Below are 22,046 nucleotides of genomic sequence, written 5' to 3'. Positions count from 1 at the left end.
AGTAGACCAGGTGTGTCAAGGACGGAAATCTTGACGCACGTTAATCCAGGTCAGGAGACCCATAGTGATTCAGCAAGAATCGCGTCTGCGCGTCGCCGACAACTCCGGTGCACGAGAGATCCTCGTCATCCGCGTTCTCGGCGGCTCCGTTCGACGTTTCGCTGGCATTGGTGACATCGTCGTCGCCACTGTCAAGGAAGCCATCCCAGGTGGCAACGTAAAGGAAGGCGATGTCGTCAAGGCCGTCATCGTCCGTGCCAAGAAGGAGACCCGTCGTCCGGACGGCTCCTACATCGCATTCGATGAAAACGCCGCAGTTATTCTCAAGGGTGACAACGAGCCGCGCGGTACCCGCATCTTCGGCCCGGTTGCTCGCGAACTTCGTGACAAGCGCTTCATGAAGATCGTTTCTCTCGCACCGGAGGTGATCTAGTCTTATGAAGATTCATAAGGGCGATATGGTGATTGTTATTTCGGGCCCGGACAAGGGCGCGAAGGGCAAGGTCATCGAGGCATACCCGAAGCGCGACAAGGTCCTCGTTGAGGGCGTCAACCGCGTTAAGAAGCACGTTGCTAACTCCGCTACCGAGCGTGGCGCCGAGTCCGGCGGAATCGTTACCCAGGAAGCTCCGATCCACGTGTCCAACGTTGCGATCGTTGACTCCGAGGGCAACCCGACCCGCGTGGGCTACCGTTTCGACGAAAACGGCAAGAAGGTCCGCATCGCACGTAGCAACGGGAAGGACATCTAACATGAGCGAGAACTACACTCCGCGTCTGAAGACCCGCTACCGCGAGGAAATCAAGAAGGCTCTGAACGAAGAGTTCAAGTACGACAATGTGATGCAGATTCCGGGCGTCACCAAGGTCGTTGTCAACATGGGTGTGGGCGACGCTGCCCGCGACTCCAAGATGATCAACGGTGCTCTCGAGGACCTTACCGCTATCACCGGCCAGAAGCCGCAGGTGCGCCGCGCTAAGAAGTCCATCGCTAACTTCAAGCTCCGTGAGGGCATGCCCATCGGTGCACGCGTTACCCTGCGCGGCGACCGTATGTGGGAGTTCCTGGACCGCCTGCTGACCATCGCGCTGCCGCGTATTCGCGACTTCCGCGGTCTCTCCGACCAGCAGTTCGACGGCCACGGCAACTACACCTTCGGCCTCACCGAGCAGACCATGTTCTACGAGATCGACATCGACAAGGTGGACCGCCCGCGTGGTATGGACATCACCGTCGTGACCTCCGCTACCAACGACGAGGAGGGCCGCAAGCTCCTGCGCGAGCTCGGCTTCCCGTTCAAGTAACGTAGCGAATTCTTCCGCCTAATACATAGGTGAAGAGCATCCCCGGTACTCCGTAAGGAGGCCGGGGATTTTTGCGCTTGCATGCCTTTTGGGTCAGGACGGAGATATTGCGTTCTAGGGGCAAGGCAGAGTCATCGCTTCCTATGAGGTTCGAACAAGCGGGGAGTAAACTACTGGCGTCTGCGAACTAACGATTCCCCTGAGGTGAATGATGTCCCTGAATGATGCTTCGGCAGCCGCGGTAAAGAAAAAGGTTGCGTTGCTCGACGAGTCCTTTGGCCGGTTCGCTGTGCGCTCCACCCTGGCGGGTGTGTACCTCGCCATCGGTACGGCGTTTGCTGCGGTGATGGGGATGGGCGTCGAGAAGCATGTGGAAGGCCTGGGCTCGCTGGTCTTTGCCTGCCTGTTCGGCTTGGGACTGTTTGCCATCGTCCTTCTCGGCGCGGAGCTGGCCACCGGCAACATGATGTACATGGTCTATGGCGCCGTAACTAAACAGGTGGGCTGGGGCAAGGGCCTGTGGCTGCTGGTGGTCACGACGCTGTTTAACCTGGTTGGTGCTGCCCTCTTTGCCGCAGCCATGGGAATGTCGGCCAAGCTGGGCGGAATCGACCCCAACCATCTCATTGCCAACCTCGCGATGGGCAAGCTCATCAAGGGCCCAGGCGGGCTGCTGGTGGAGGCCATGCTGGCCAACTTCGTGGTCAACATGGCCATCGTCGGCGCGGTCTTTGCCAAGGACGTGGTGTCCAAGTTCTTCGTCATCGTGCCGATCATCGCCTGCTTTGTGGGCCTGGGCCTGGAGCACGTTATCGCCAACTTCTGCCTGATGACCTTGACCTTCTTCTGTGCGAGCCCGCTGCCTGAGGGGTTTACTCTCGGTGCGGTCCTGGCCAACTGGTCCATCGTGTGGGTGGGAAACCTCATCGGCGGCGGCTTCCTTATTGGCGGCGTGTACGCCTGGCTTAACTCTGGCCCGGAAGCGTACCGCGATTAAGTTCGCCCGAGTAGAGGTTGAAGCGGTCGCCGCGCGCGAAGCCAACCAGCGCCATGCCGGTCTCCCGGGCGGTTTCCACGGCTAGGGAGGAAGCGGCGGAGACCGCAACGAGCATGCCGAAGCCGGCCATGGCAGCTTTGTTGACCAGCTCGAAGCTCGCACGCGAGCTCATCACCAGGATGAGGTCGGAGGCGGGGAGCATGCCTTCCATGAGCAGGTGGCCAATGACCTTGTCGGCCGCGTTGTGGCGGCCCACGTCCTCGCGGACGACGACGGGCTCGCCGTCGAGAGTAAAGGCCCCAGCGGCGTGAATGCCGCCGGTCTTGCGGAACTGTTTCTGCTCCCGCTTGAGGGCCTCGGGCAGCTTGGCGACGATCCCCGGATCCACCGGCACCCGCGGAATCTCGTAGCGGCTCTGCTTCATCAGCGCCTCGATGGAGGAGGTGCCGCACACCCCGCAGGCGGATGTGGTGGTGGTCAGGCGCAGATCAGCCAGCGTGATGGCGTGCGGGTTAGCCAGCTCCACATCGAGCAGATTATAGGGGTTGCGCCCGTCCACCGAGGCGCCAGCGCAATAGCGGGCCTCCCGGACATCGCTGACCTTCTCGATGTGTCCTTCGGAATGAAGAAAACCATGCGCTAGCTCGACGTCGTGTCCCGGCGTGCGCATCGTCGTCGTCAGCGTCTGCCCGCCCACGCGGATCTCCAGCGGCTCTTCGCCGGCGACGGTATCGCCGCGGGTATCTACCTGGGTGACCTGCCCGTTCTCATCGAGGCGCACCTTGGTTACGGCAAAGGTGGCGTTGATGCGCCCGCTCATCGGTTAAGGGCCTCCTTCAATGTGGCGATGTGAGCGCGGGCCTCCTCTGTGTCCTTAGACGCTAGGCCCACCAGGTAGGCCGTTAGGGGAGCGGCCGGCCGGGACTGGGTGTGGGCAACATCCTTGGTCAGATCCAGCAACTCCGTGACGAGGGCGGTGGCGTCGGCCGGGGAGACGTCGAGAAGCTCGGCGGCCTCCTGGAGCCACTGGTGGGCGGTGCGGATGGGGTCTGGTGTTTCACTCATGACTTCTCATGCTAACGCGTTTTGGAAAACAGCATGTCAGCGGGTAGAGTAAGCCGACGGACTTGCATTTTCCCACTCCTGCGCCGCGAAAACAGCGCAGGAGGTGCGGAAACGTGCCAAGCCGGAAGAATTGAACATATCTACTTTGTTGTAGGCCCCTCGCCGTAGATAGCGGACCGTTGTCTGTATCAAAGGGTGGCGAGCGCCTCGCGGTATTGACCGCGGGGAGCGTGAGTAGCCCGAAATCACACGGAAAACGCTTTGGTGAGCTTTTACGGGAACCGCAACGAGAAAGGTTACAGGTCACTCATATGACTATGACTGATCCTATTGCCGACATGCTGTCGCGCGTGCGCAATGCATCTAATGCGCACCACGACGTCGTGTCGATGCCGACCTCCAAGATCAAGGCCAACATCGCTGAGATCTTGAAGCAGGAAGGCTACATCGCTGACTACTCCGTCGAGGGCCACGAGCTGACCCTCGAGCTTAAGTACAACAACCGTGAGCGTTCCCTCTCGGGTCTGCGTCGCGTGTCTAAGCCGGGTCTGCGTGTGTACGCAAAGTCCACCGAACTGCCGCAGGTTCTGGGCGGCCTGGGCGTGGCCATCATTTCCACGTCTCAGGGTCTGCTTACCGACCGTCAGGCTCAGGAGAAGGGTGTAGGCGGAGAAGTTCTCGCCTACGTCTGGTAAGGGAGGATTGACACATGTCTCGTATCGGTCTAGCACCTATCGCCGTCCCGAAGGGCGTCGAGATCACCATCAACGGCCAGGTTGTCAACGTTAAGGGTTCCAAGGGCACCCTCGAGGTTGAGCTGCCGGAGCCGATCACCGCAGCCGTCGAGGACGATGAGATCAAGGTCTCCCGTCCGGATGACGACCGCAAGAACCGCGCCCTGCACGGTCTATCCCGCTCCCTGGTCAACAACGCCGTTGTTGGCGTGACCGAGGGCTACACCAAGAAGATGGAAATCTTCGGTGTCGGTTACCGTGTCCAGCAGAAGGGCAAGGACCTGGAGTTTTCTCTGGGCTACTCCCACCCGATCCTCATCGAGGCTCCGGAGGGCATCACCTTCGCTGTGGATGGCGCAACCAAGCTCTCCGTATCTGGTATTGACAAGCAACTGGTTGGACAGGTCGCCGCGTACATCCGCCGCCTGCGTAAGGACGATCCTTACAAGGGCAAGGGTATTCGCTACGACGGCGAGCAGGTCCGCCGCAAGGTCGGAAAGACGGGTAAGTAAGCAATGGCTAACACTGAAAACGCAAAGCGCACCCCGGTTGGCAAGGACATTTCCTCGCGTCGTCGTGAAGCACGCGCGCGCCGCCACTTCCGCATCCGTAAGACCCTCCGCGGCACCCCTGAGGCACCGCGTCTGGTCGTTCACCGCTCCTCCCGCCACATGCACGTCCAGGTCATCGACGACCTGGCCGGCCACACCCTGGCTGCAGCTTCCTCCATGGAAGCCGACGTGCGTGCACTCGAGGGCGATAAGAAGGCCAAGGCTGCCAAGGTAGGCCAGCTCATCGCTGAGCGCGCCAAGGCTGCTGGCATCGAGCAGGTCGTCTTCGACCGTGCAGGCTACAAGTACCACGGCCGCGTTGCTGCGCTGGCCGACGCCGCTCGCGAAGGTGGTCTGCAGTTCTAATGATTAAGGCATACGGAAACATCAACGGAAGGAACGCCTAATGTCGGACCGTGAACAGCGTGACGGCGGACGCTCCGCCGAGAACAACAACGACCGCAAGGGTCGCAACAACGGCCGTCGTAACGACCGCCGCAACCAGCAGGACAACGAGCGCGATAAGTACATCGAGCGCGTTGTGACCATCAACCGCGTCGCTAAGACCGTTAAGGGTGGCCGCAACATGTCCTTCACCGCTCTCGTCGTCGTTGGCGACGGCCAGGGCATGGTGGGCGTCGGCTACGGCAAGGCCAAGGAAGTCCCGGCCGCAATCCAGAAGGGTGCAGAAGAGGCTCGCAAGAACTTCTTCCGCGTCCCGATGATTGCTGGCACCATTACCCACCCGGTTGAGGGTCGCGACGCAGCTGGCATCGTCATGATGAAGCCGGCCGCTCCGGGTACCGGTGTCATCGCCGGCGGTGCTGCTCGTCCGGTGCTTGAGTGCGCTGGCGTGCAGGACATTCTGTCGAAGTCCCTGGGCTCCGACAACGCTCTCAACGTCGTCCGCGCTACCGTGGACGGCCTCAAGCAGCTGGTTCGTCCGGAGGAAGTTGCCGCACGTCGTGGCAAGTCCCTCGAGGACGTCGCACCGGCCCAGATGCTGCGCAAGCGCGCAGGTCAGGAGGCATAAGCAATGGCTCTGAAGATTACTCAGGTAAAGGGCCTTGTGGGCACCAAGCCGAACCACCGCGCAAACATGGAGTCGCTTGGTCTCAAGCGCATCGGTCACTCTGTAGTTAAGCAGGACACCCCGATCATCCGCGGTATGGTTCACAAGGTGCGTCACCTGGTCACCGTCGAAGAAGTGGCAGGGGAGTAAACTATGGCTGATATCATCAAGCTCCACGACCTGCGCCCGGCCGCAGGCTCCAATAAGCCCAAGACCCGCGTCGGCCGCGGTGAGGCATCCAAGGGTAAGACCGCTGGTCGCGGTACCAAGGGCACCGGTGCTCGTAAGCAGGTTTCCGCTGCTTTCGAGGGTGGCCAGATGCCGATCCATATGCGTCTGCCGAAGCTCAAGGGCTTCAAGAACCCGAACCACGTTGAGTACCAGGTAGTCAACGTTGCTGACCTCGCAGAGGCTTTCGCTAACGGTGGCGACGTCACCGTTGCGGACATCGTCGCTGCTGGCCTGGTTCGCAAGAACCAGCCGGTCAAGGTTCTGGGCAACGGCGACATCAACGTTAAGTTGAACGTCACCGCTGACAAGTTCTCCAAGTCTGCTGTCGAGAAGATCGAGGCTGCTGGCGGCACCGCCACCGCAACCAAGTAATTCTCTTACAGGCTCTGTGAGAGCCACTGCCCTCCCGGGCGCCACCTTTCGGTGGCCTTCGGGAGGGCTTCTGGCGTTTTTGGTCCTGGCCTAGGACACAAAGGGTATTAGTACCATTTGAAAGGCACCTTATGGCTTCAGTGTTATGCGATGACCTGGGGATTTACCCAGCGAGCCCCGCAAAAGGCATTAGTACCTTTTGAGGGGAACCTTATGGTCCAGATGTTATGCGATGACCAGGGCTTTGGCTGCGGGAGGCCCGCAAAAGGCATCTCTCAAAAGGTATTAATGCCTTTTGAGAGGAACCTTATGGTGAGAAATTTATGCGGGCCTAGTTGGTTGCATAAGGCGCGGCGGTGATGCTGAGGCACAGTATGCCGTGGTGATGCTGAGGCACAGCGTGCGGTGGGGCCGTTAGGCGTCGTTGACCGTCTTCTCGTAGAGGCCCGGGAAGCGATCATCAGGGTCGGTCACGGCCTTGATGCGCTCTGGCAGGTCGCCGCCATAGAGCTCCGCGAACTGCTCAGGGGAGTAGAAGGCCTCTGAGTACAGGGATTTATGTCCGCCGAGTTCGCTGACCTTGGCCTCGATGACGCGGTTGAAGGCGCCATTGCCAGGGGCCGAGGGATCGACGTGATTGCCCTCCACGCCGGACCAAATACCGACGTTGATCCAGGTCTGTCCTGGGCGCAGGGGGTAGAGCGGCCACGGGGCCGGGGAATCAGCGGCAAGCGAGCCGGTGCCGATGAGGTCCTCGACGCCCTCGCGCAGCCGAATCGGACAGAGCCACACCGGTTGGATGTCGGAGGCTTGGAAGAACCAATCCAAGAATTTCGGCAGATTGTCCGGTGTGACTTCGATGTCCTGGACCACGCGCTCGCCGCGGGGCAGACCCTTCGGCTTCTTGATGAAGTTGTACTCCAGCTCGTACTTGCGGTCTAAGCGCACGAGCTTCCAGTAGAAGGAACTGCGGCGCAGCTGTCGCGGCCACACCTCGCGCACGCGCGGACTCTGCGCGCCGAACGCGCGGGAGCACCAGAACCAATCCGTATCCCAGCGCCAGATATAGTCGCGCACCGTGAGGCGGTCGCGGCGGATCCCGCTCTGGTGCTGGAGGCTGCGATAAAAGATTTTCTCCCGCGTGTAATCCGAGGTTGGCCCTTCCTCATCCGTGAAACGGGCCATGACGAGGTATGACTCCTCCGGTGAGAAGACCACGCCATCGAGACCGTGGACCTCGACGTCGTCGTAGGTGCGGGTGAGGGAGACGTCGTCAAGCGCGTGCGTGAGTGAGTTGAAGTCGTTGAAGCGCACCTGACGCAGCTCCACGTAGGGCTTGACCGCGCGCAGCTCAATCTTGAGGCGCACCGCATAGCCTAGAGAGCCGTAGGAGTTGGGGAAGAGGCGGAAGAGATCGACGTTCTCCTCGCGCGAGCACGTCACAATATCCCCGGTGCCGGTCAGGATATCCATCTCCAGGACGGATTCGTGGGGAAGGCCGTCGCGGAAGCTCGTGGACTCGACTCCCATGCCCGTCACGGCGCCGCCCAGCGTAATGGTCTTGAGCTGCGGCACCACGAAGGGCATGAGCCCGTGCGGCAAGGTGGCGTCGACAAGGTCCTCGTAGGTGCACATGCCCTGGACCTCGGCGGTCTGCGCAATCGGATCGACCTCAATGACCCCACCCAGGCCGGACACATCGAGGCCCGCCTGCTGCTCGCTGCGCCCGCGGAAGAGGTTCGAGGTTTTCTTGGCCAAACGTACGCGCTTATCCTTCGGCACCGCGTGGAAGCTGCGCAACAGCTTCTCGACGCCCTCCTCGTGCGCCTTCCAACCCACCGGCGGGACTTCGATTGCGTCGACGCTGCGATGATTGCGGATGAGATCGATCAACATAGAACTCCTTCAAGATTTAGAAGCGCGAATCTTCCCACCAGCGGCGCTCGGGCACGCCGGCGCGGGAGCCAGCATCGCCCAGTTTGACGCCCAAGAAGTGGTACAGGTTGATGATGTTGTGCTCGAAGCCCCACTCGGAGCCGGCCATGTAGATGGCCCACAGGCGGGCAGTGGGAAGGCCCACTAGCGAGCAGGCCTCCTCCCAGTTCTCCTTGAGGTTTTCGCACCAATCATGCAGCGTGCGCATGTAGTCGAAGCGGAGGGATTCCGTGTGGACGACTTCGAAACCGGCATCCTGCATGCACTTGGTAATGGTGCCGGAGCCGGAGAGCTCGCCATCGGGGAAGATGTAGCGGTCGATGAACCCGCCCTTCGGCGTCTTGTGGTTATCCGGGTAGGTGATGCAGTGGTTGAGCATGAGGCCGCCCGGCTTGAGCTTGCCGTGGAGGAAGCTGAAGAAGTCCGGGTAGTTCTTGACTCCGATGTGCTCGAGCAACCCGATGGCGGAGATGGCGTCGAAGCCTTCCTCGGTGACGTCGCGGTAATCCAGGAAGCGGATCTCCGCGAGATCTTCTAGGCCCTCCTCCTTGATCTTGGCCTGGCCCCACTCTGCCTGTTCCTTGGAGAGGGTGACTCCCAAGGACTTCACGCCGCGCTTGGCCGCGTAGCGCACCATGCCGCCCCAGCCGCAGCCGACGTCCAAGTGATGGTCGCCCTCCTTGAGTCGTAGCTTGTCGAAGATGAGGCGGTACTTGTTTTCTTGGGCCGCGTCGAGCGTGGCGTCAGGGGAGGGGTAGTAGGCGCAGGTGTACGTCATCGAGTCGCCGAGGAATAGCTCGTAGAAGTCGTTGCCCACGTCATAGTGATCGGAGATGACTTCTGCGTCGCGCTCCTTGGAGTGTTTGGACAGCCCCTCATGGAGCTTGCGGCGCAGCCACGAGGCACGCTCGACATCCGGGACCGGCTGGATTTGAAAAGCGCCCATCGAAGCCAAGGAACGCGCGACGCGGGCAAGGGTTTTCGCGTCCGGGCGGGAGAACTTGTCATACATTGCGTGCAAGGCGTCGAAGATGCCGTAGGGGTGTGCCGGGTGTTCCCCCTCGACGGTGATTCCGTCGGTGACGTAGGCGCGGGCGAAGCCTACATCGCCCGGGTGTGTGGCGATGTAGGCCAGACCCTGCAGGTTATTAATTTTGACGGTGAACTGCGCGTCGGCTGGGCCGGTTGCGGAACCGTCGAAAGCTTCCCAGCGGAAGGGGTTGGGGCTGGGAACGAAGGTATCGATGATCTCAGCCACGGTCATTGGGGAGAATCGCTTACTCATAAAACTACATACTACTTTCGGATTAAGGTTAGGCAGATAGAAGACGGCCATACTCTGTGGCGCCCCGGGGCGCCGCTTGAGAGGTCGAAAAGACGTAGAAATGTTGTAAGGACATTGCCTTAGGGCAACGCGGTCCATGGTAGGCCTCATGCGTCGATGGCGCTAAGGGGGAAACTAATCCGAGAAGGATAAGCCTGGTTTTCGCGGGGCCAATGTGGCGAAAGGGGGCGGGGCTGGTAGGGTAATGGGGTCAAAACTGTCCAAGCGTTCCTATGAAGGACCTTAAGAAGGTTCTTAACTTTTGGGAACAGATGAGATCCACCCCCGTGCGCGGCGAATTCGAACCGCACAGCAAGCGCGGTAGGCCAGGAGGATTGAGTAGTGTCCGCCATTTTGCAGGCTTTCAAAGATGCCGACCTGCGGAAGAAAATCATCTTCACGCTCGTGATGATTATTCTCTACCGCGTTGGCGCGCAGATCCCGTCGCCGGGCGTTGATTACGCCACCATCGCCGGTCGCCTTCGTGACCTTACGGAGGAGTCCGGAAACCTGTACTCGGTGATCAACCTGTTCTCCGGTGGTGCGCTGCTGCAGCTGTCGATCTTCGCCATCGGCATCATGCCGTACATTACGGCGTCCATTATCGTGCAGCTGCTCACCGTGGTTATTCCGCACTTCGAGCAGTTGAAGAAGGAGGGTCAGTCCGGTCAGGCGAAGATGACGCAATACACGCGTTACCTCACCCTTGCGCTGGCCCTGCTGCAGTCCGCGGGCATCGTGGCCTTGGCGGACCGCGAGCAGCTCCTGGGCCAGGGCGTGCGCGTCTTGGCGGAGGACCGCAACTTCTTCACCCTCGTCGTGCTCGTTATCACCATGACTTCTGGTGCAATCCTGGTGATGTGGATGGGTGAGCTGATTACGGAGAAGGGAATCGGCAACGGCATGTCGCTGCTGATTTTCGCCGGTATTGCTACCCGCCTTCCTACCGACGGCGTCAACATCTTCCAGAACAATGGTGGTCTGGTCTTCGCCATGGTTCTCACGGGCCTCATCGTTCTCGTCGCGGGCATTACCTTCATCGAGCAGGGTCAGCGCCGTATCCCGGTGCAGTACGCAAAGCGCATGGTGGGCCGCCGCCAGTACGGTGGCTCTTCCACCTACCTGCCGCTCAAGGTCAACCAGGCCGGCGTTATCCCGGTCATCTTCGCCTCCTCGCTGATCTACATGCCGGTGCTCATCACCCAGATCGTCAACTCCGGCTCCCCGGGTGTCTCCGATAACTGGTGGCAGCGCAACGTCATTGCTCACCTGCAAGCACCGAGCTCCTGGCAGTACATCGTCCTCTACTTTGTGCTCACCATCTTCTTCTCCTACTTCTACGTATCGGTTCAGTACGACCCTGCGGAACAAGCCGACAACATGAAGAAGTATGGTGGATTCATCCCGGGTATCCGCCCGGGCCGACCGACCGCCGAGTACCTAGGCTTCGTGATGAACCGCCTGCTGTTCGTCGGTTCGATCTACCTGGCGCTCATCGCTGTTCTGCCGAATATCCTCTTGGACCTCGGCGTGGGCACTGCAGGTGCCAGCGGCACCTCCGCCTTCGGTGGTACCGCCATCCTCATTATGGTCTCGGTTGCCTTGACTACGGTCAAGCAAATCGAGTCCCAGCTTCTACAATCCAACTACGAAGGACTGCTTAAGTAATGCGTTACGTACTCCTTGGCCCTCCCGGTGCCGGCAAGGGCACCCAAGCCGCCCTCCTCAGCGAGAAGCTCGGCGTTCCGCACATCTCCACCGGTGACCTCTTCCGCGCCAACATTGGTGAGGGCACCGCGCTTGGTGTAGAAGCCAAGTCCTACATCGATGCCGGCAAGCTGGTGCCGACTGACGTCACCGCCCGCATGGTAGAGGACCGCCTTAACCAGGATGACGCCAAGGAAGGTTTCCTCCTTGACGGCTTCCCGCGCACCGTGGAGCAGGCCGACATCCTGGCGAAGCTCCTTGACGACAAGGGCCTCAAGCTGGATGGCGTGTTGAACTTTGAGGTGTCCGAGGACGTCGTCGTCGAGCGCATGCTCGCCCGCGGTCGTGCAGACGACACCGAGGAGACCATCCGCACCCGCCTGGGCGTGTACCGCGAGGAGACCTTCCCGCTTATTGAGCACTACGGCGATGCCATCATCTCCGTGAAGGCTGAGGGTTCCGTTGAGGAGATCAACGAGCGCACCCTGAAGGCCATGGGCAAGTAATCTGCCTTTTAAGCCATGGCTTTTCGACGACGCACTAAAACCATCCCCGCCCGCACCCCAGGCGAGCTCGATGCCATGCAGGCGGCCGGCGAGATCGTCGGCCGCGCCCTGCAGGCGGTACGCGCTGCCGCAGCGGTGGGCGTGAGCACTCTGGAACTCGATGAGGTGGCCGAGCAGACCATCCGCGATGCCGGTGCCGTGCCCACCTTCAAAGGCTACGGCGGGTTCCCGGGTTCCATCTGCGCTTCCGTCAACGACGTCATCGTCCACGGCATCCCCAGCAAGGAAATGCTGCTGGCTGAGGGGGACCTTGTTTCCATCGACTGCGGTGCCACTCTCGACGGCTGGGTGGGGGATAGTGCGTGGACGTTTGGCGTCGGTAAGCCCAGCGCCGAAGCGCAGGCGCTGAGCGACGCCACCGAATGGGTCCTCCACGAGGGCCTCAAGGCGATGGTTCCGGGCAACCGGCTGACCGACGTCTCCGCTGCCCTCGAGCAGGCGACTTACCGCGCCGAGGATAAATTCGGCGTCGAGCTCTTTATCGTCGATGGCTACGGCGGCCACGGCATCGGCCGAGAGATGCACGAGGAGCCCTACCTGGCCAACGAAGGCAAGGCAGGGCGCGGTCCCCTCATCCAGGAAGGTTCCGTGTTGGCCATCGAGCCGATGCTGACCCTGGGTACTGAGGACAGCGAGGTCTTAGAGGATGACTGGACCGTGGTAACCCTCGATGGCTCGTGGTCGGCGCACTGGGAGCACACCGTCGCGGCGACGGAGAATGGTCCCCGAATCCTGACCCCGCGCTACTAAAACACGTCTTTCGGGTAGGAAATCATGGTCGGAAGGTTTATACTTCTTGCCATGTCTAAAATTCGCTCCCGCGCTGGTGCTCGCTCCCTACGCCGAGCCACCGCAATCGGCCTTCTGACCGCTACTCTCTCGGTCGCCCCGGCCGCACATGCACAGACGGTCCCCTCTATTGATTCCCTGTCCTCCAACGTCCAGTCCCAGCTTGATGAGTTCGCTGGCCAGACCCGTGAGAACGCGTGGGCTAGCCGCAACCAAATGCTGGAAGCGCTGCAGAATGTTAACCCGCAGGCAGTCGATGCTCTTCGCCCAGTAATCGATGGCGCTATTGAGCTCGTCTTCCCGGGCCTCATCGAGCAGAAGAACGCGGAGATTCGCGCTGCTCGTGAAGCTGAGGAGCGCGCCCACGCTGAGCAGATTGCTCGCGAGAAGGCCGCCGCTGAGGAAGCCGCGCGCAAGGCTGAGGCTGAGCGTCAGGCGCAGCGCTTCGATGTTGGCCCGTGCCCGGCAGATGCGCGTATCTGCGTGGACCGCGATGGCCGCCGTACCTGGCTGCAGGACGGCAACGGCAACGTCACCTACGTTGCGCAGGGCATGTCCACCGGTAAGCCGGGTGAGGAAACCCCGGCCGGCACGTACTACATCAACCGTAAGGTGAAGGACGAGATCTCGTGGGAATTCGGTAACGCACCGATGCCTTACGCAATGTACTTCACGAACAACGGCCACGCCTTCCACGAGGGCTCCCCGGCCTACCAGTCCAATGGCTGCGTGCGCCTGACCCACCAGGATGCCGTGCGCTACTGGAATGATGTGCCGATGGGCTCCAAGGTCTTCATCTACTAGGACGTAGCGGTGGGCAAGCCACCGCTAGACACCATTTGCCTCCCGCGCTTTAGTGCGACGGGAGGTTTCTGTATTTGGAAAACCCGTTCTCGCAGCGTATGCTTTAGTGCTGGTGTCTGTACGCAGCCGGATTGGCTGCTGAGGACACCAGGCAGTAGACACCAAACATGCAGGTGGAGGCGTCGCCAAGCGTGGCGAAAAGAACTCCATCAGAAAAGTAGAGGTTATGGCTAAGGAAGGCGCAATCGAGGTTGAGGGTCGCATCGTCGAACCCCTGCCCAACGCAATGTTCCGCGTCGAGCTCGACAACGGGCACAAGGTTCTTGCCCACATCTCGGGCAAGATGCGTCAGCACTACATCCGCATCCTCCCAGAGGATCGCGTTGTTGTGGAGCTGTCTCCTTATGACCTGACCCGCGGACGCATCGTCTACCGCTACAAGTAAAGACTGTAAGCCTCCTCACCCACGGGACGCGCCCTTCGTGCGTCCTTTTTTACCTCAGGCTGCGATGGCCTGAGCCCACGCTGCTAAGCATGCCCACAGTTTCCCCGGCACGGCCCGGGTCGAAGCGTATGCGTGGCGGGGGACGGATGAGGAGAAAACCATCGTAACAACCCGAAAGGACTAGCCATATGGCACGTCTAGCTGGTGTTGACCTCCCGCGCAACAAGCGCATGGAGGTTGCTCTCACCTACATCTACGGCATCGGGCCTTCCCGTGCCAAGGAACTGCTGGAAAAGACCGGCATTTCTCCCGACCTGCGCACCGACAACCTCGACGACGATCAGCTGTCGGCGCTGCGTGACGTCATTGAAGCTACCTGGAAGGTCGAGGGTGACCTCCGCCGCCAGGTTCAGGCTGACATTCGTCGCAAGATTGAAATCGGTTGCTACCAGGGCATCCGCCACCGCCGTGGTCTGCCCGTTCGTGGTCAGCGCACCAAGACCAACGCTCGTACGCGCAAGGGTCCGAAGAAGACGATCGCAGGAAAGAAGAAGTAAAACATGCCACCCAAGACTCGTTCCGGCGCGCGCCGTGGTGGTCGTCGCGTCGTAAAGAAGAACGTGGCCGCTGGCCACGCATACATCAAGTCCACCTTCAACAACACCATCGTGTCCATCACGGACCCGCACGGTGCTGTCATCTCCTGGGCATCCTCCGGCCACGTCGGCTTCAAGGGTTCCCGTAAGTCCACCCCGTTCGCAGCGCAGATGGCTGCTGAGAACGCGGCCCGCAAGGCCATGGACCACGGTATGAAGAAGGTTGACGTTTTCGTCAAGGGTCCGGGCTCCGGCCGCGAGACCGCCATCCGTTCCCTGCAGGCTGCAGGCCTCGAGGTTTCCTCGATCACGGATGCCACCCCACAGCCGCACAACGGCTGCCGTCCGACCAAGCGCCGCAAGGTTTAAGGGAAAGGAAGAGGTAAGAAAATGGCTCGTTATACTGGCCCCGCTACCCGCGTATCCCGCCGTCTGCGCGTCGACCTGGTCGGCGGCGACATGGCATTTGAGCGTCGCCCGTACCCTCCGGGACAGGCTGGCCGCAACCGCATCAAGGAATCTGAGTACCTGCTGCAGCTCCAGGAGAAGCAGAAGGCCAAGTACACCTACGGTGTGCTGGAGCGTCAGTTCCGCCGCTACTACGCCGAGGCTAACCGTCTCCCGGGCAAGACCGGTGACAACCTCGTCGTTCTGCTCGAGTCCCGTCTCGACAACGTGATCTACCGCGCAGGTCTGGCCAACACCCGCCGCCAGGCTCGCCAGCTTGTCTCCCACGGTCACTTCACCGTGAACGGCAAGAAGATCAACGTTCCGTCCTTCCGCGTTACGCAGTATGACATCATCGATGTTCGTGAGCGTTCCCAGAAGATGGAATGGTTCGAAGAGGCTCAGGACCGCCTGGTTGACGCCAACGTTCCGGCGTGGCTGCAGGTCGTTCCGGACACCCTGCGCATCCTCGTGCACCAGCTGCCCGAGCGCGCTCAGATCGACGTTCCGCTGCAGGAGCAGCTCATCGTCGAGCTTTACTCGAAGTAATCCTTCGACACTTTCATCTTTACCCCTTCTACCGGCGTCAAATAGCGGGCGCCGACAAGGAGAAACTCCATGCTTATTTCCCAGCGTCCTCAGCTCACCGAGGAATTCATCGACTCGTCTCGCTCTAAGTTCGTTATCGAGCCGCTCGAGCCGGGCTTCGGTTACACCCTCGGTAACTCGCTTCGTCGCACGCTGCTTTCGTCCATCCCGGGCGCGGCAGTAACCTCCATCAAGATTGACGGTGTGCTCCACGAGTTCACCACCATCAATGGTGTGAAGGAAGACGTTTCCGAAATCATCCTTAACGTCAAGGGTCTGGTTCTGTCTTCCGACTCCGACGAGCCGGTGGTCATGTACCTGAGCAAGGAAGGCCCGGGTGAGGTCACTGCAGGCGATATCCAGCCGCCGGCCGGCGTGGAGATCCACAACTCGGATCTGCACATCGCATCGCTGAATGAGTCCGCCAAGCTGGAGATGGAACTCGTCGTCGAGCGCGGCCGTGGCTACGTCCCGGCTGCCGCCACCTCGGGAGAAATCGGCCGCATTCCGGTCGACCAGATTTACTCCCCGGTGCTGAAGGTCTCTTACAAGGTCGAAGCTACTCGTGTTGAGCAGCGCACTGACTTTGACAAGCTGATCATCGACGTCGAGACTAAGAACTCGATTTCCGCACGCGACGCCCTGGCTTCCGCCGGCGGCACCCTGGTCGAGCTCTTCGGCCTGGCTCGCGAGCTGAACACCGCTGCTGAGGGCATTGAGATTGGCCCGTCCCCGCAGGAGACGGAGTACATCGCCGCCTACAGCATGCCGATCGAGGATCTGAACTTCTCCGTCCGCTCCTACAACTGCCTGAAGCGCCAGGAGATCCACACCGTCGGTGAGCTCGCTGAGTGCACCGAATCGGACCTGCTGGATATCCGCAACTTCGGTCAGAAGTCGATCAACGAGGTAAAGATCAAGCTGGCTAACCTGGGCTTGGCCCTCAAGGACACCCCTGAGGACTTCGACCCGACCCAGCTCGAAGGCTACGACGCAGAGACCGGCGACTTCAAGGACCCGGCTTCCGACGATTCCGAGTAAAGAATTCCACTGAATCGTGACGGCGCGGCTTTTTGCGCCCCGTCGCGCGCTCAATTAATCCGCACACGAGGAGTACATAATGCCTACCCCCAAGAAGGGTCCGCGTCTCGGCGGCTCCGCCAGCCAGCAGAAGCACCTGCTGAGCAACATGGCAGCGAGCCTGTTCGAGCACGGCGCAATCAAGACCACCGACGCTAAGGCGAAGCTGCTTCGTCCTTACGCCGAGAAGATCATCACCAAGGCGAAGGCCGGCACCGTTGCTGACCGTCGCGCAGTTCTCAAGCTCATCCCGCACAAGGATGTTGTTGCCTACCTCTTCGACGAGCTGGCACCGAAGTTTGAGAACCGTGAGGGTGGCTACACCCGCATCATCAAGCTGGACAACCGCTCCGGCGACAACGCCCCGATGTCCCAGATCTCCCTCGTTCTCGAGGAGACCGTGACCTCTGAGGCTAACCGCGCTACTCGCGCTGCTGCTTCCAAGCAGGCTGAGGAAGCTAAGGCTGAAGAGGCTGAGGTTGAGTCCGCTGAGGCTACCGAGGCTGAGGCTGAGGAGACCACCGAGGAGAAGTAGTTCTTCTTAGGTCTTAAAGGGCCCGCGTTCACCACTGTAGTGGGGCGCGGGCCTTTGTCGTTTTCTACGGGCCACGGCGCAGAGCGGGGAGCCGTGCCCTGGATGAAGTACCGTTTTAACAAATAGTGGCCTGAAAACTGCGATTTTTGGACCCCTATTTGTTAAAACCGACCACGGACGCAGTCCCCACGGCACGTCGAGCGCACGGTATCATCAACCCCCATGAGTGAAAGCGTTCGTCTGCGATTGGACTTGGCCTATGACGGCACCGACTTCCACGGGTGGGCCCGGCAGAAGGACGGCCTTCGCACGGTGCAGCAGACCATCGAGGAGAAGCTGGCTATGGTCTTGCGCCACCCGGTGGAGCTCACGGTGGCTGGGCGCACCGACGCGGGCGTGCATGCCAGCGGTCAGGTGGCGCACTTCGACACCACTCGCGCCGCACTAAGTCAGCGCAGCATCGATGGCGATCCCGCCAAACTGGTCCGGCGCTTGGCCAAGCTGCTGCCGGTCGACGTCCGCGTGCACGCCTGCACCGAGGTGTCGCACGATTTCGACGCACGTTTTTCCGCCCTGCGCCGCCATTACGTCTACCGCATCACCACTCATCCGCGCGGCGCGCTGCCGACCCGCGCTCGGGACACCGCAACGTGGCTCAAGCCGGTGGACCTGGACCTAATGCAGGCCGCCGCCGATCAGTTGGTGGGTCTCAACGATTTCGTGGCCTTCTGCAAGGCCAAGCCACACGCCACGACCATCCGCGAGTTGCTCGCCTTCGAGTGGAAGGACGTCTCAACGCCCGCAGAACCGAAGCTTTATGAGGCACACGTTAGCGCCGATGCCTTCTGTTGGTCCATGGTGCGCTGCCTCGTGGGATGCTGCCTGCGAGTGGGCGAAGGTTCCCGCGATGTGGAGTTCGCGGCCCAGATGCTTCAGGAAACCAGCAGGTCCTCCCAGATTCCCCTCGCCCCGGCCGCGGGGCTGAGCCTGGTTGGCGTGGACTATCCCGACGCAGACCAATTGGCTGCACGCGCGAAGATGACTCGCAGCCGTCGCGCTGCGGAAAACACGGAGTTGGGTTAATCTAGACCCCACTGCACCAGGGAGGGGGGTGCACTGATTCGGGGAGGATTCTCATGGCACGCGCGTTGCCTACTACCAAGGCCCAGGTATCGGGCCACAAGTTCTTGTTGCGCCGGCTCGAGCATGGCCTCGTTTTCGGCGATATCAGGATGATCCATGATCCGCTGAAACGGCGCCGGCGCGCTCTGCTCGGTGGAGTAGCCGCAGTCGCATTCCTTAGCCTCGGTTCGGGGCTCATTGCGTGGATGCAACCGGATCCGCAACCCGGGGATGCGCCCGTGGTCCGCTCTGCGGAGGGACAGCTTTTAGCTCTGGTCAATGGCACCTACCACCCGGTGGCTAACCTGGCGTCGGCCCGGCTCATTGCCAACGAAGCGGTGGAGCCACATGCGGCCGGGGATAGCTTTCTAGACCAGATAAGCTTAGGCACCCCGCTGGGGATTGCGGATGCCCCGAACCTCCTTGCCGCTGCGACAGGGGAGGAGCCAAGCTGGTCAGCCTGCTTGGAGGAATCCACCGAAGGGGAGAACTGGCAGTCCAGCAGTCGCGTCGGCACCGTGACCGTGGTGGCGCACCACGCCGTTCCCGGGTTCGACGAAGAGCATGCCGCCGTGGCGGAATCCGAGGGCACGCAGTGGTTGCTCACCGGCCAAGGGCGCGTCGTGTTGCCCGAGGCCACGAGCACGCAAGGCAGGGTACTGCGCCGCGCCTTGGGGATGACCGCGGAGACGGCGGTGTGGAGCGTGCCCGCGGAGTTACTCAATGCCTTCGCCGAACTGGAGCCGCTGAGTTTCCCAGCCGCGCCACCAGAGATTCTGGATACCGGCGAACAGCTGTGGGCGCGAACGGAGCAGGGCGTTTTCGCCATCACTCCCACCCAGGCGGAGATGCTCGTCGGCATGGGCGCGCAGCGTTTGCCGGCACAGTCGCAGGAGGTAGCCGCGCTTGGCGACGTCCCACCGACCTTCAACCTCCCGGCTACCCGCATGGACTTCCTGTCTCCTGAGCAGGGCTGGTTGTGCGCGACGCACCAGCATGGAGCCGGTATGACGCGCCCGGTGTCAGCCACCGTGGACTTGCCGGGTGATTCGGCGGCGCAGCGTTTCGCCGGTCTGCGGGCGGGCGTGGGCGTAGACAGCGGGCATGGTTATCACGTGGTCTCTGCCACCGGCAGGCGCCACGAGCTGGCTAGCGCCGGGGAGCTAAACGCGCTGGGCCTGGGGGAACCGGAGCAGGTGCCGTGGGAGATTCTGCGTCTGCTGCCGGAAGGTTCTGCCTTGAGCCGCGCGGAGGCCTTAAAGAATGAGCACTGATAACAGCCACGAGGACGAGGAACCCCAGGGCCCCGAGGAGTAGGCGCACCATAGGCCAGCCTTGGGCGGCCGGTGCTGTCAGTGGTGTCACCGCAAAGGAACGCTCCTCGCGGGTTTCGGCCGCAGGACGAAAGGTCACCGCGGTGAGGGGATCGACCACCCCGTGGCCGGGCTCGGCGGAATCGATGACGCGTTGGCGCAGCTGCGCCGGGGACTCGTCGGGGTAGCGCTGCACCAGCAGAGCGAGCGTTCCGCTGACCAGGGGCGCGGCGAAAGACGTGCCTTGAAAGAGGGTATCCCCCTTGGCACTGGCCCAGCCGCCGCCGGGTTCCAAGGCGAGTGGTACGTTGCCCTCTGCGCTGAGAGGTGCAGCGATGGAGTAATCCGCAAGGTCGTACGGGGTGGCTAGGGCGCCAACCGCGAGGACAGTATCCGCCACGGCGGGGAAGACCACATCACCTTGTTCACAGCCACCGGATGTCGCGTTTCCCGACGCCGCCACCACCACCGCCCCAGCGTCCTCCGCGCGCTGCAGCGCTGCGTCCAAGCCCGATCGATCCACCCGTGAGGCGGCATCCGGCGGGACGCAGGACACGACGGAGACGTTGATGACCTGAGCTCCCGCGTTCACGGCATCCTCGATGGCAGCAGCCAGGCTGGCCAGCGTTCCGGAACCGTGGTCTTCCTCCGCTGAACCATCGGCCCCTGCCGAGTTATCCGGCGCCGGTTGCCTGAAATGCGAACTGGTTTGCCGGATGGCGTAGATTTCCGCATCCGGGGCCACGCCGAGCTCTCTTCCTGCGATGACCCCGGCCACCACCGTGCCGTGCAGGTCACAGTCTCGCAGCGGGTCGGGCTCGTCTGGGGTTACGAAGTCCGCTCCCGGTGTCACGCGCAGCTGGGGGTGCGCGGCCACTCCGGTGTCGATGACCGCGACCTTCACCCCGGCACCCGTGGCAAAAGAATGCAGCCGCGCGCGATAGTCCGAGTATTGCGCGGAAGGCTGCGGCCCTGCCGCGGCGAGGGTAGCCTCCGCGCACGCGGTGTCTGGCTCGCGGGCAGCAGCTACCGGCCCGGGCAACACACAGGACCCCCACGCCAGACCAGCGCCAAGAGCAGCGCTGGCGGCGCCGATTCTAATTAGAGCTATCATGAGCCCAGCCCCCTAATGAACTCGAAGAGCCCAGCCAGGTGTGCGGCGAGCGGCAAACACGCAGCCAGTGCGAGGGCTTCGGCGCGCTCGAACCACACGATGGTGGTCGGCTCAATCTGCCGTAGTTTGCCTGCCCACACCGGTACTGACAGCATGGCCACAACGATGAGCCCCGCGATGACGCTGAGCACCCATGTTTCCGTGGTTGGCGCAGAAAGCCGCTGCCACTCGCGCAGCGGCACAGCCACCGCGGAACACGCAGCGGCGAGGCCATAGATTCCCAGTGCCCACGCAGCAATGGGCCGGGCATGGCGTGCTGCATGCACGATGACCCCGCCAGCGATACTTACACACAGCGCTTGGGAGGCCCCCTGGGTTGCCGCCGCGTTGGCGTTTAATGCGATGAGGAGCAGGGCAGGGATGCCCGCCACCGCGCAGCCCACCGCGATGCCCTCGTAGGCCTGCCCGGCGCGCCGGGCAGCGAGCGCGTTATCGGTGGGTACCTCGTCCGAGATGCTTAAGTCTTGCCCGGCGGTGGGAAGCTGCGGCACGCGCAAACCCGCCAGCCGCGTGGTCAGCAGGGGAGCGCCCGCCAACAGGCCCACGGTGGCTGCGAGGAGCGGGGCGGGGCCGAGGAGACCGACGAGCACGAGCAGGCACCACGTCGCGGCAGTAGCCCGGTCCCGCAGCCCGCCGATGCGTACCAGGTGGGAGAGCACCGCCGTCGCACCGACGGCGGTCGCGGCCCCCACGACGGGTGCCGCCGGCACCGCGGTACCTGCAGGTCCAGCGACAAATGCTGCGCCAGTGGCTAACCCGCCCGCCAGCCCCGCGGCGACGTGCGCGGTGGCGAGCAGAGATCCTCGCCGCGTCCATACCGCAAGAACGAGGGCGAGGAGTGCAGTGGCGGCGCAGCCGACCGTGGGGGACAGTGTTGCGGCAAGGAGCCCACCGCCGGCGATAAGGCCCGCCACACCCCACAGCCCAGCCAGGCCAGAAAGCTGCGTGGCGGAGACATCGGCGGCTAATGCTTCCGCGGCGTCGCGCACGATGGGTGCTGGCGCCGGTGCATCAGGGCTGAGCACCAGCACGGAGCCTTCTTCCACGCTGGTGCGATCCAGCGGCGTGGTCATCGATATGGTCTTGCCCGCCGCGGTAGTGGCGCGCCACAGGATGGGTGCTGGGGGAACGTCGACAAGCACGAGCAGCTCCCCCAGCACCTCCCCGAGGCTGGACGAAAGCGGCAGTGAGATATCCGCTTCTTTGCGGGTCTGGCCTGCGTGGATACGGACGGTGACACGGACAGAATGCGCGAGTGCGCGAGTCATGGAAAATACCTCCCCCGAGAAAAATT

The 22,046-nt window shown here is 62.0% G+C and carries 27 protein-coding genes and 1 pseudogene; 22 read left to right on the top strand and 6 right to left on the bottom strand.

Annotation, left to right across the window (positions count from 1 at the left end):
* Positions 1 to 64 precede the first annotated feature (64 nt).
* The 4 genes from rplN (at position 65) to QKE52_RS06640 (ending at position 2,302) form a co-directional block, all read left to right on the top strand.
* Positions 65 to 433, top strand: coding sequence for a 50S ribosomal protein L14 (rplN, locus tag QKE52_RS06655; RefSeq protein WP_046648472.1), 369 nt, complete (start codon positions 65 to 67; stop codon positions 431 to 433).
* 4 nt (positions 434 to 437) lie between these two features.
* Positions 438 to 752, top strand: coding sequence for a 50S ribosomal protein L24 (rplX, locus tag QKE52_RS06650; RefSeq protein ID WP_005527724.1), 315 nt, complete (start codon positions 438 to 440; stop codon positions 750 to 752).
* A gap of 1 nt (position 753) precedes the next feature.
* Positions 754 to 1,305, top strand: a complete 552-nt coding sequence (gene rplE, locus QKE52_RS06645) for a 50S ribosomal protein L5 (protein ID WP_046648471.1) — start codon at positions 754 to 756, stop codon at positions 1,303 to 1,305.
* 211 nt (positions 1,306 to 1,516) lie between these two features.
* A complete protein-coding gene (locus tag QKE52_RS06640) occupies positions 1,517 to 2,302 on the top strand; it encodes a formate/nitrite transporter family protein (protein ID WP_070511317.1) in 786 nt (261 codons plus the stop codon).
* Here QKE52_RS06640 and fdhD read toward each other — a convergent pair.
* Together fdhD and QKE52_RS06630 are read right to left on the bottom strand one after the other, a co-directional pair.
* Positions 2,271 to 3,122 (bottom strand): formate dehydrogenase accessory sulfurtransferase FdhD, encoded by an 852-nt coding sequence (fdhD, locus tag QKE52_RS06635; protein WP_070511319.1) that lies wholly within the window; start codon positions 3,120 to 3,122, stop codon positions 2,271 to 2,273. The two genes, QKE52_RS06640 and fdhD, sit on opposite strands and share 32 nt — an antisense overlap.
* On the bottom strand, positions 3,119 to 3,367 hold the full coding sequence (locus QKE52_RS06630; RefSeq protein WP_049157331.1) for a DUF6457 domain-containing protein: 249 nt from the start codon (positions 3,365 to 3,367) through the stop codon (positions 3,119 to 3,121). Before QKE52_RS06630 ends, fdhD begins: the two co-directional genes overlap by 4 nt.
* Before the next feature lie 311 nt (positions 3,368 to 3,678).
* Between QKE52_RS06630 and rpsH the strand changes: the two genes are divergently transcribed.
* From rpsH to rplO, 6 genes are read left to right on the top strand one after another with little or no spacing between them, the layout of a single operon-like run.
* A complete protein-coding gene (gene rpsH / locus QKE52_RS06625) occupies positions 3,679 to 4,062 on the top strand; it encodes a 30S ribosomal protein S8 (RefSeq protein ID WP_049157329.1) in 384 nt (127 codons plus the stop codon).
* Between the two features lie 14 nt (positions 4,063 to 4,076).
* Positions 4,077 to 4,613: a 50S ribosomal protein L6 gene (rplF, locus tag QKE52_RS06620; RefSeq protein WP_049157327.1), complete on the top strand. Its 537-nt coding sequence runs from the start codon at positions 4,077 to 4,079 to the stop codon at positions 4,611 to 4,613.
* Between the two features lie 3 nt (positions 4,614 to 4,616).
* Positions 4,617 to 5,018: a 50S ribosomal protein L18 gene (rplR, locus tag QKE52_RS06615; protein WP_046648465.1), complete on the top strand. Its 402-nt coding sequence runs from the start codon at positions 4,617 to 4,619 to the stop codon at positions 5,016 to 5,018.
* A 40-nt stretch (positions 5,019 to 5,058) separates the two neighbouring features.
* Entirely contained in the window at positions 5,059 to 5,685 is a 627-nt protein-coding gene (rpsE, locus tag QKE52_RS06610; protein ID WP_046648464.1) for a 30S ribosomal protein S5, read from the top strand.
* 3 nt (positions 5,686 to 5,688) lie between these two features.
* Positions 5,689 to 5,874, top strand: a complete 186-nt coding sequence (gene rpmD, locus QKE52_RS06605; protein ID WP_010189565.1) for a 50S ribosomal protein L30 — start codon at positions 5,689 to 5,691, stop codon at positions 5,872 to 5,874.
* A 3-nt stretch (positions 5,875 to 5,877) separates the two neighbouring features.
* Positions 5,878 to 6,327: a 50S ribosomal protein L15 gene (gene rplO / locus QKE52_RS06600; protein WP_070511323.1), complete on the top strand. Its 450-nt coding sequence runs from the start codon at positions 5,878 to 5,880 to the stop codon at positions 6,325 to 6,327.
* 414 nt (positions 6,328 to 6,741) lie between these two features.
* Here the strand turns inward: rplO and QKE52_RS06595 are convergent, their stop codons facing one another.
* Both QKE52_RS06595 and QKE52_RS06590 read right to left on the bottom strand, forming a co-directional pair.
* Positions 6,742 to 8,223, bottom strand: a complete 1,482-nt coding sequence (locus QKE52_RS06595; RefSeq protein WP_347948422.1) for an FAD-binding oxidoreductase — start codon at positions 8,221 to 8,223, stop codon at positions 6,742 to 6,744.
* A gap of 16 nt (positions 8,224 to 8,239) precedes the next feature.
* The gene (locus QKE52_RS06590; RefSeq protein ID WP_293778419.1) at positions 8,240 to 9,547 is read right to left on the bottom strand and encodes a class I SAM-dependent methyltransferase; all 1,308 of its coding nucleotides are present in this window, start codon (positions 9,545 to 9,547) and stop codon (positions 8,240 to 8,242) included.
* 381 nt (positions 9,548 to 9,928) lie between these two features.
* Between QKE52_RS06590 and secY the strand changes: the two genes are divergently transcribed.
* The 12 genes and pseudogenes from secY to eccB form a co-directional block, all read left to right on the top strand.
* On the top strand, positions 9,929 to 11,254 hold the full coding sequence (secY, locus tag QKE52_RS06585; protein ID WP_046648460.1) for a preprotein translocase subunit SecY: 1,326 nt from the start codon (positions 9,929 to 9,931) through the stop codon (positions 11,252 to 11,254).
* The gene (locus QKE52_RS06580; protein ID WP_049156993.1) at positions 11,254 to 11,799 is read left to right on the top strand and encodes an adenylate kinase; all 546 of its coding nucleotides are present in this window, start codon (positions 11,254 to 11,256) and stop codon (positions 11,797 to 11,799) included. The genes secY and QKE52_RS06580 overlap by 1 nt, the downstream gene beginning before the upstream one ends.
* A gap of 15 nt (positions 11,800 to 11,814) precedes the next feature.
* The gene (gene map / locus QKE52_RS06575; protein ID WP_049156995.1) at positions 11,815 to 12,609 is read left to right on the top strand and encodes a type I methionyl aminopeptidase; all 795 of its coding nucleotides are present in this window, start codon (positions 11,815 to 11,817) and stop codon (positions 12,607 to 12,609) included.
* Between the two features lie 51 nt (positions 12,610 to 12,660).
* The gene (locus QKE52_RS06570; RefSeq protein WP_070511331.1) at positions 12,661 to 13,452 is read left to right on the top strand and encodes a L,D-transpeptidase; all 792 of its coding nucleotides are present in this window, start codon (positions 12,661 to 12,663) and stop codon (positions 13,450 to 13,452) included.
* 226 nt (positions 13,453 to 13,678) lie between these two features.
* Positions 13,679 to 13,897 carry a translation initiation factor IF-1 gene (gene infA, locus QKE52_RS06565; RefSeq protein ID WP_003854422.1) on the top strand — a complete coding sequence of 73 codons (219 nt, stop codon included), beginning with the start codon at positions 13,679 to 13,681 and terminating at the stop codon, positions 13,895 to 13,897.
* Positions 13,898 to 14,085: 188 nt separating this feature from the next.
* Positions 14,086 to 14,454 (top strand): 30S ribosomal protein S13, encoded by a 369-nt coding sequence (rpsM, locus tag QKE52_RS06560; RefSeq protein ID WP_039673764.1) that lies wholly within the window; start codon positions 14,086 to 14,088, stop codon positions 14,452 to 14,454.
* Positions 14,455 to 14,457: 3 nt separating this feature from the next.
* Positions 14,458 to 14,862 (top strand): 30S ribosomal protein S11, encoded by a 405-nt coding sequence (gene rpsK / locus QKE52_RS06555; protein WP_010189540.1) that lies wholly within the window; start codon positions 14,458 to 14,460, stop codon positions 14,860 to 14,862.
* Positions 14,863 to 14,883: 21 nt separating this feature from the next.
* On the top strand, positions 14,884 to 15,489 hold the full coding sequence (rpsD, locus tag QKE52_RS06550; protein ID WP_010189536.1) for a 30S ribosomal protein S4: 606 nt from the start codon (positions 14,884 to 14,886) through the stop codon (positions 15,487 to 15,489).
* Positions 15,490 to 15,558: 69 nt separating this feature from the next.
* Positions 15,559 to 16,569, top strand: coding sequence for a DNA-directed RNA polymerase subunit alpha (locus QKE52_RS06545; RefSeq protein WP_010189530.1), 1,011 nt, complete (start codon positions 15,559 to 15,561; stop codon positions 16,567 to 16,569).
* 79 nt (positions 16,570 to 16,648) lie between these two features.
* A complete protein-coding gene (rplQ, locus tag QKE52_RS06540) occupies positions 16,649 to 17,143 on the top strand; it encodes a 50S ribosomal protein L17 (protein WP_347948421.1) in 495 nt (164 codons plus the stop codon).
* Between the two features lie 222 nt (positions 17,144 to 17,365).
* Entirely contained in the window at positions 17,366 to 18,226 is an 861-nt protein-coding gene (gene truA / locus QKE52_RS06535) for a tRNA pseudouridine(38-40) synthase TruA (RefSeq protein ID WP_071407390.1), read from the top strand.
* A 53-nt stretch (positions 18,227 to 18,279) separates the two neighbouring features.
* A pseudogene (gene eccB, locus QKE52_RS06530) lies at positions 18,280 to 19,467 on the top strand (type VII secretion protein EccB); the annotation flags it as partial.
* On the opposite strand, the gene QKE52_RS06525 reads toward eccB, so the two are convergent.
* Together QKE52_RS06525 and eccD are read right to left on the bottom strand one after the other, a co-directional pair.
* On the bottom strand, positions 19,415 to 20,692 hold the full coding sequence (locus tag QKE52_RS06525) for a S8 family serine peptidase (RefSeq protein WP_232745388.1): 1,278 nt from the start codon (positions 20,690 to 20,692) through the stop codon (positions 19,415 to 19,417). The pseudogene eccB and the gene QKE52_RS06525 overlap by 53 nt on opposite strands.
* On the bottom strand, positions 20,689 to 22,020 hold the full coding sequence (eccD, locus tag QKE52_RS06520; protein ID WP_046648454.1) for a type VII secretion integral membrane protein EccD: 1,332 nt from the start codon (positions 22,018 to 22,020) through the stop codon (positions 20,689 to 20,691). The genes QKE52_RS06525 and eccD overlap by 4 nt, the downstream gene beginning before the upstream one ends.
* Between the last annotated feature and the right edge of the window lie 26 nt (positions 22,021 to 22,046).

The organism is Corynebacterium sp. c25Ua_47, assembly GCF_039907205.1.
GTDB classification, from domain to species: domain Bacteria; phylum Actinomycetota; class Actinomycetes; order Mycobacteriales; family Mycobacteriaceae; genus Corynebacterium; species Corynebacterium hiratae.
Note: the sequence above shows the minus strand (reverse complement) of the source record. Positions and strands in the feature narration are given on the sequence as shown.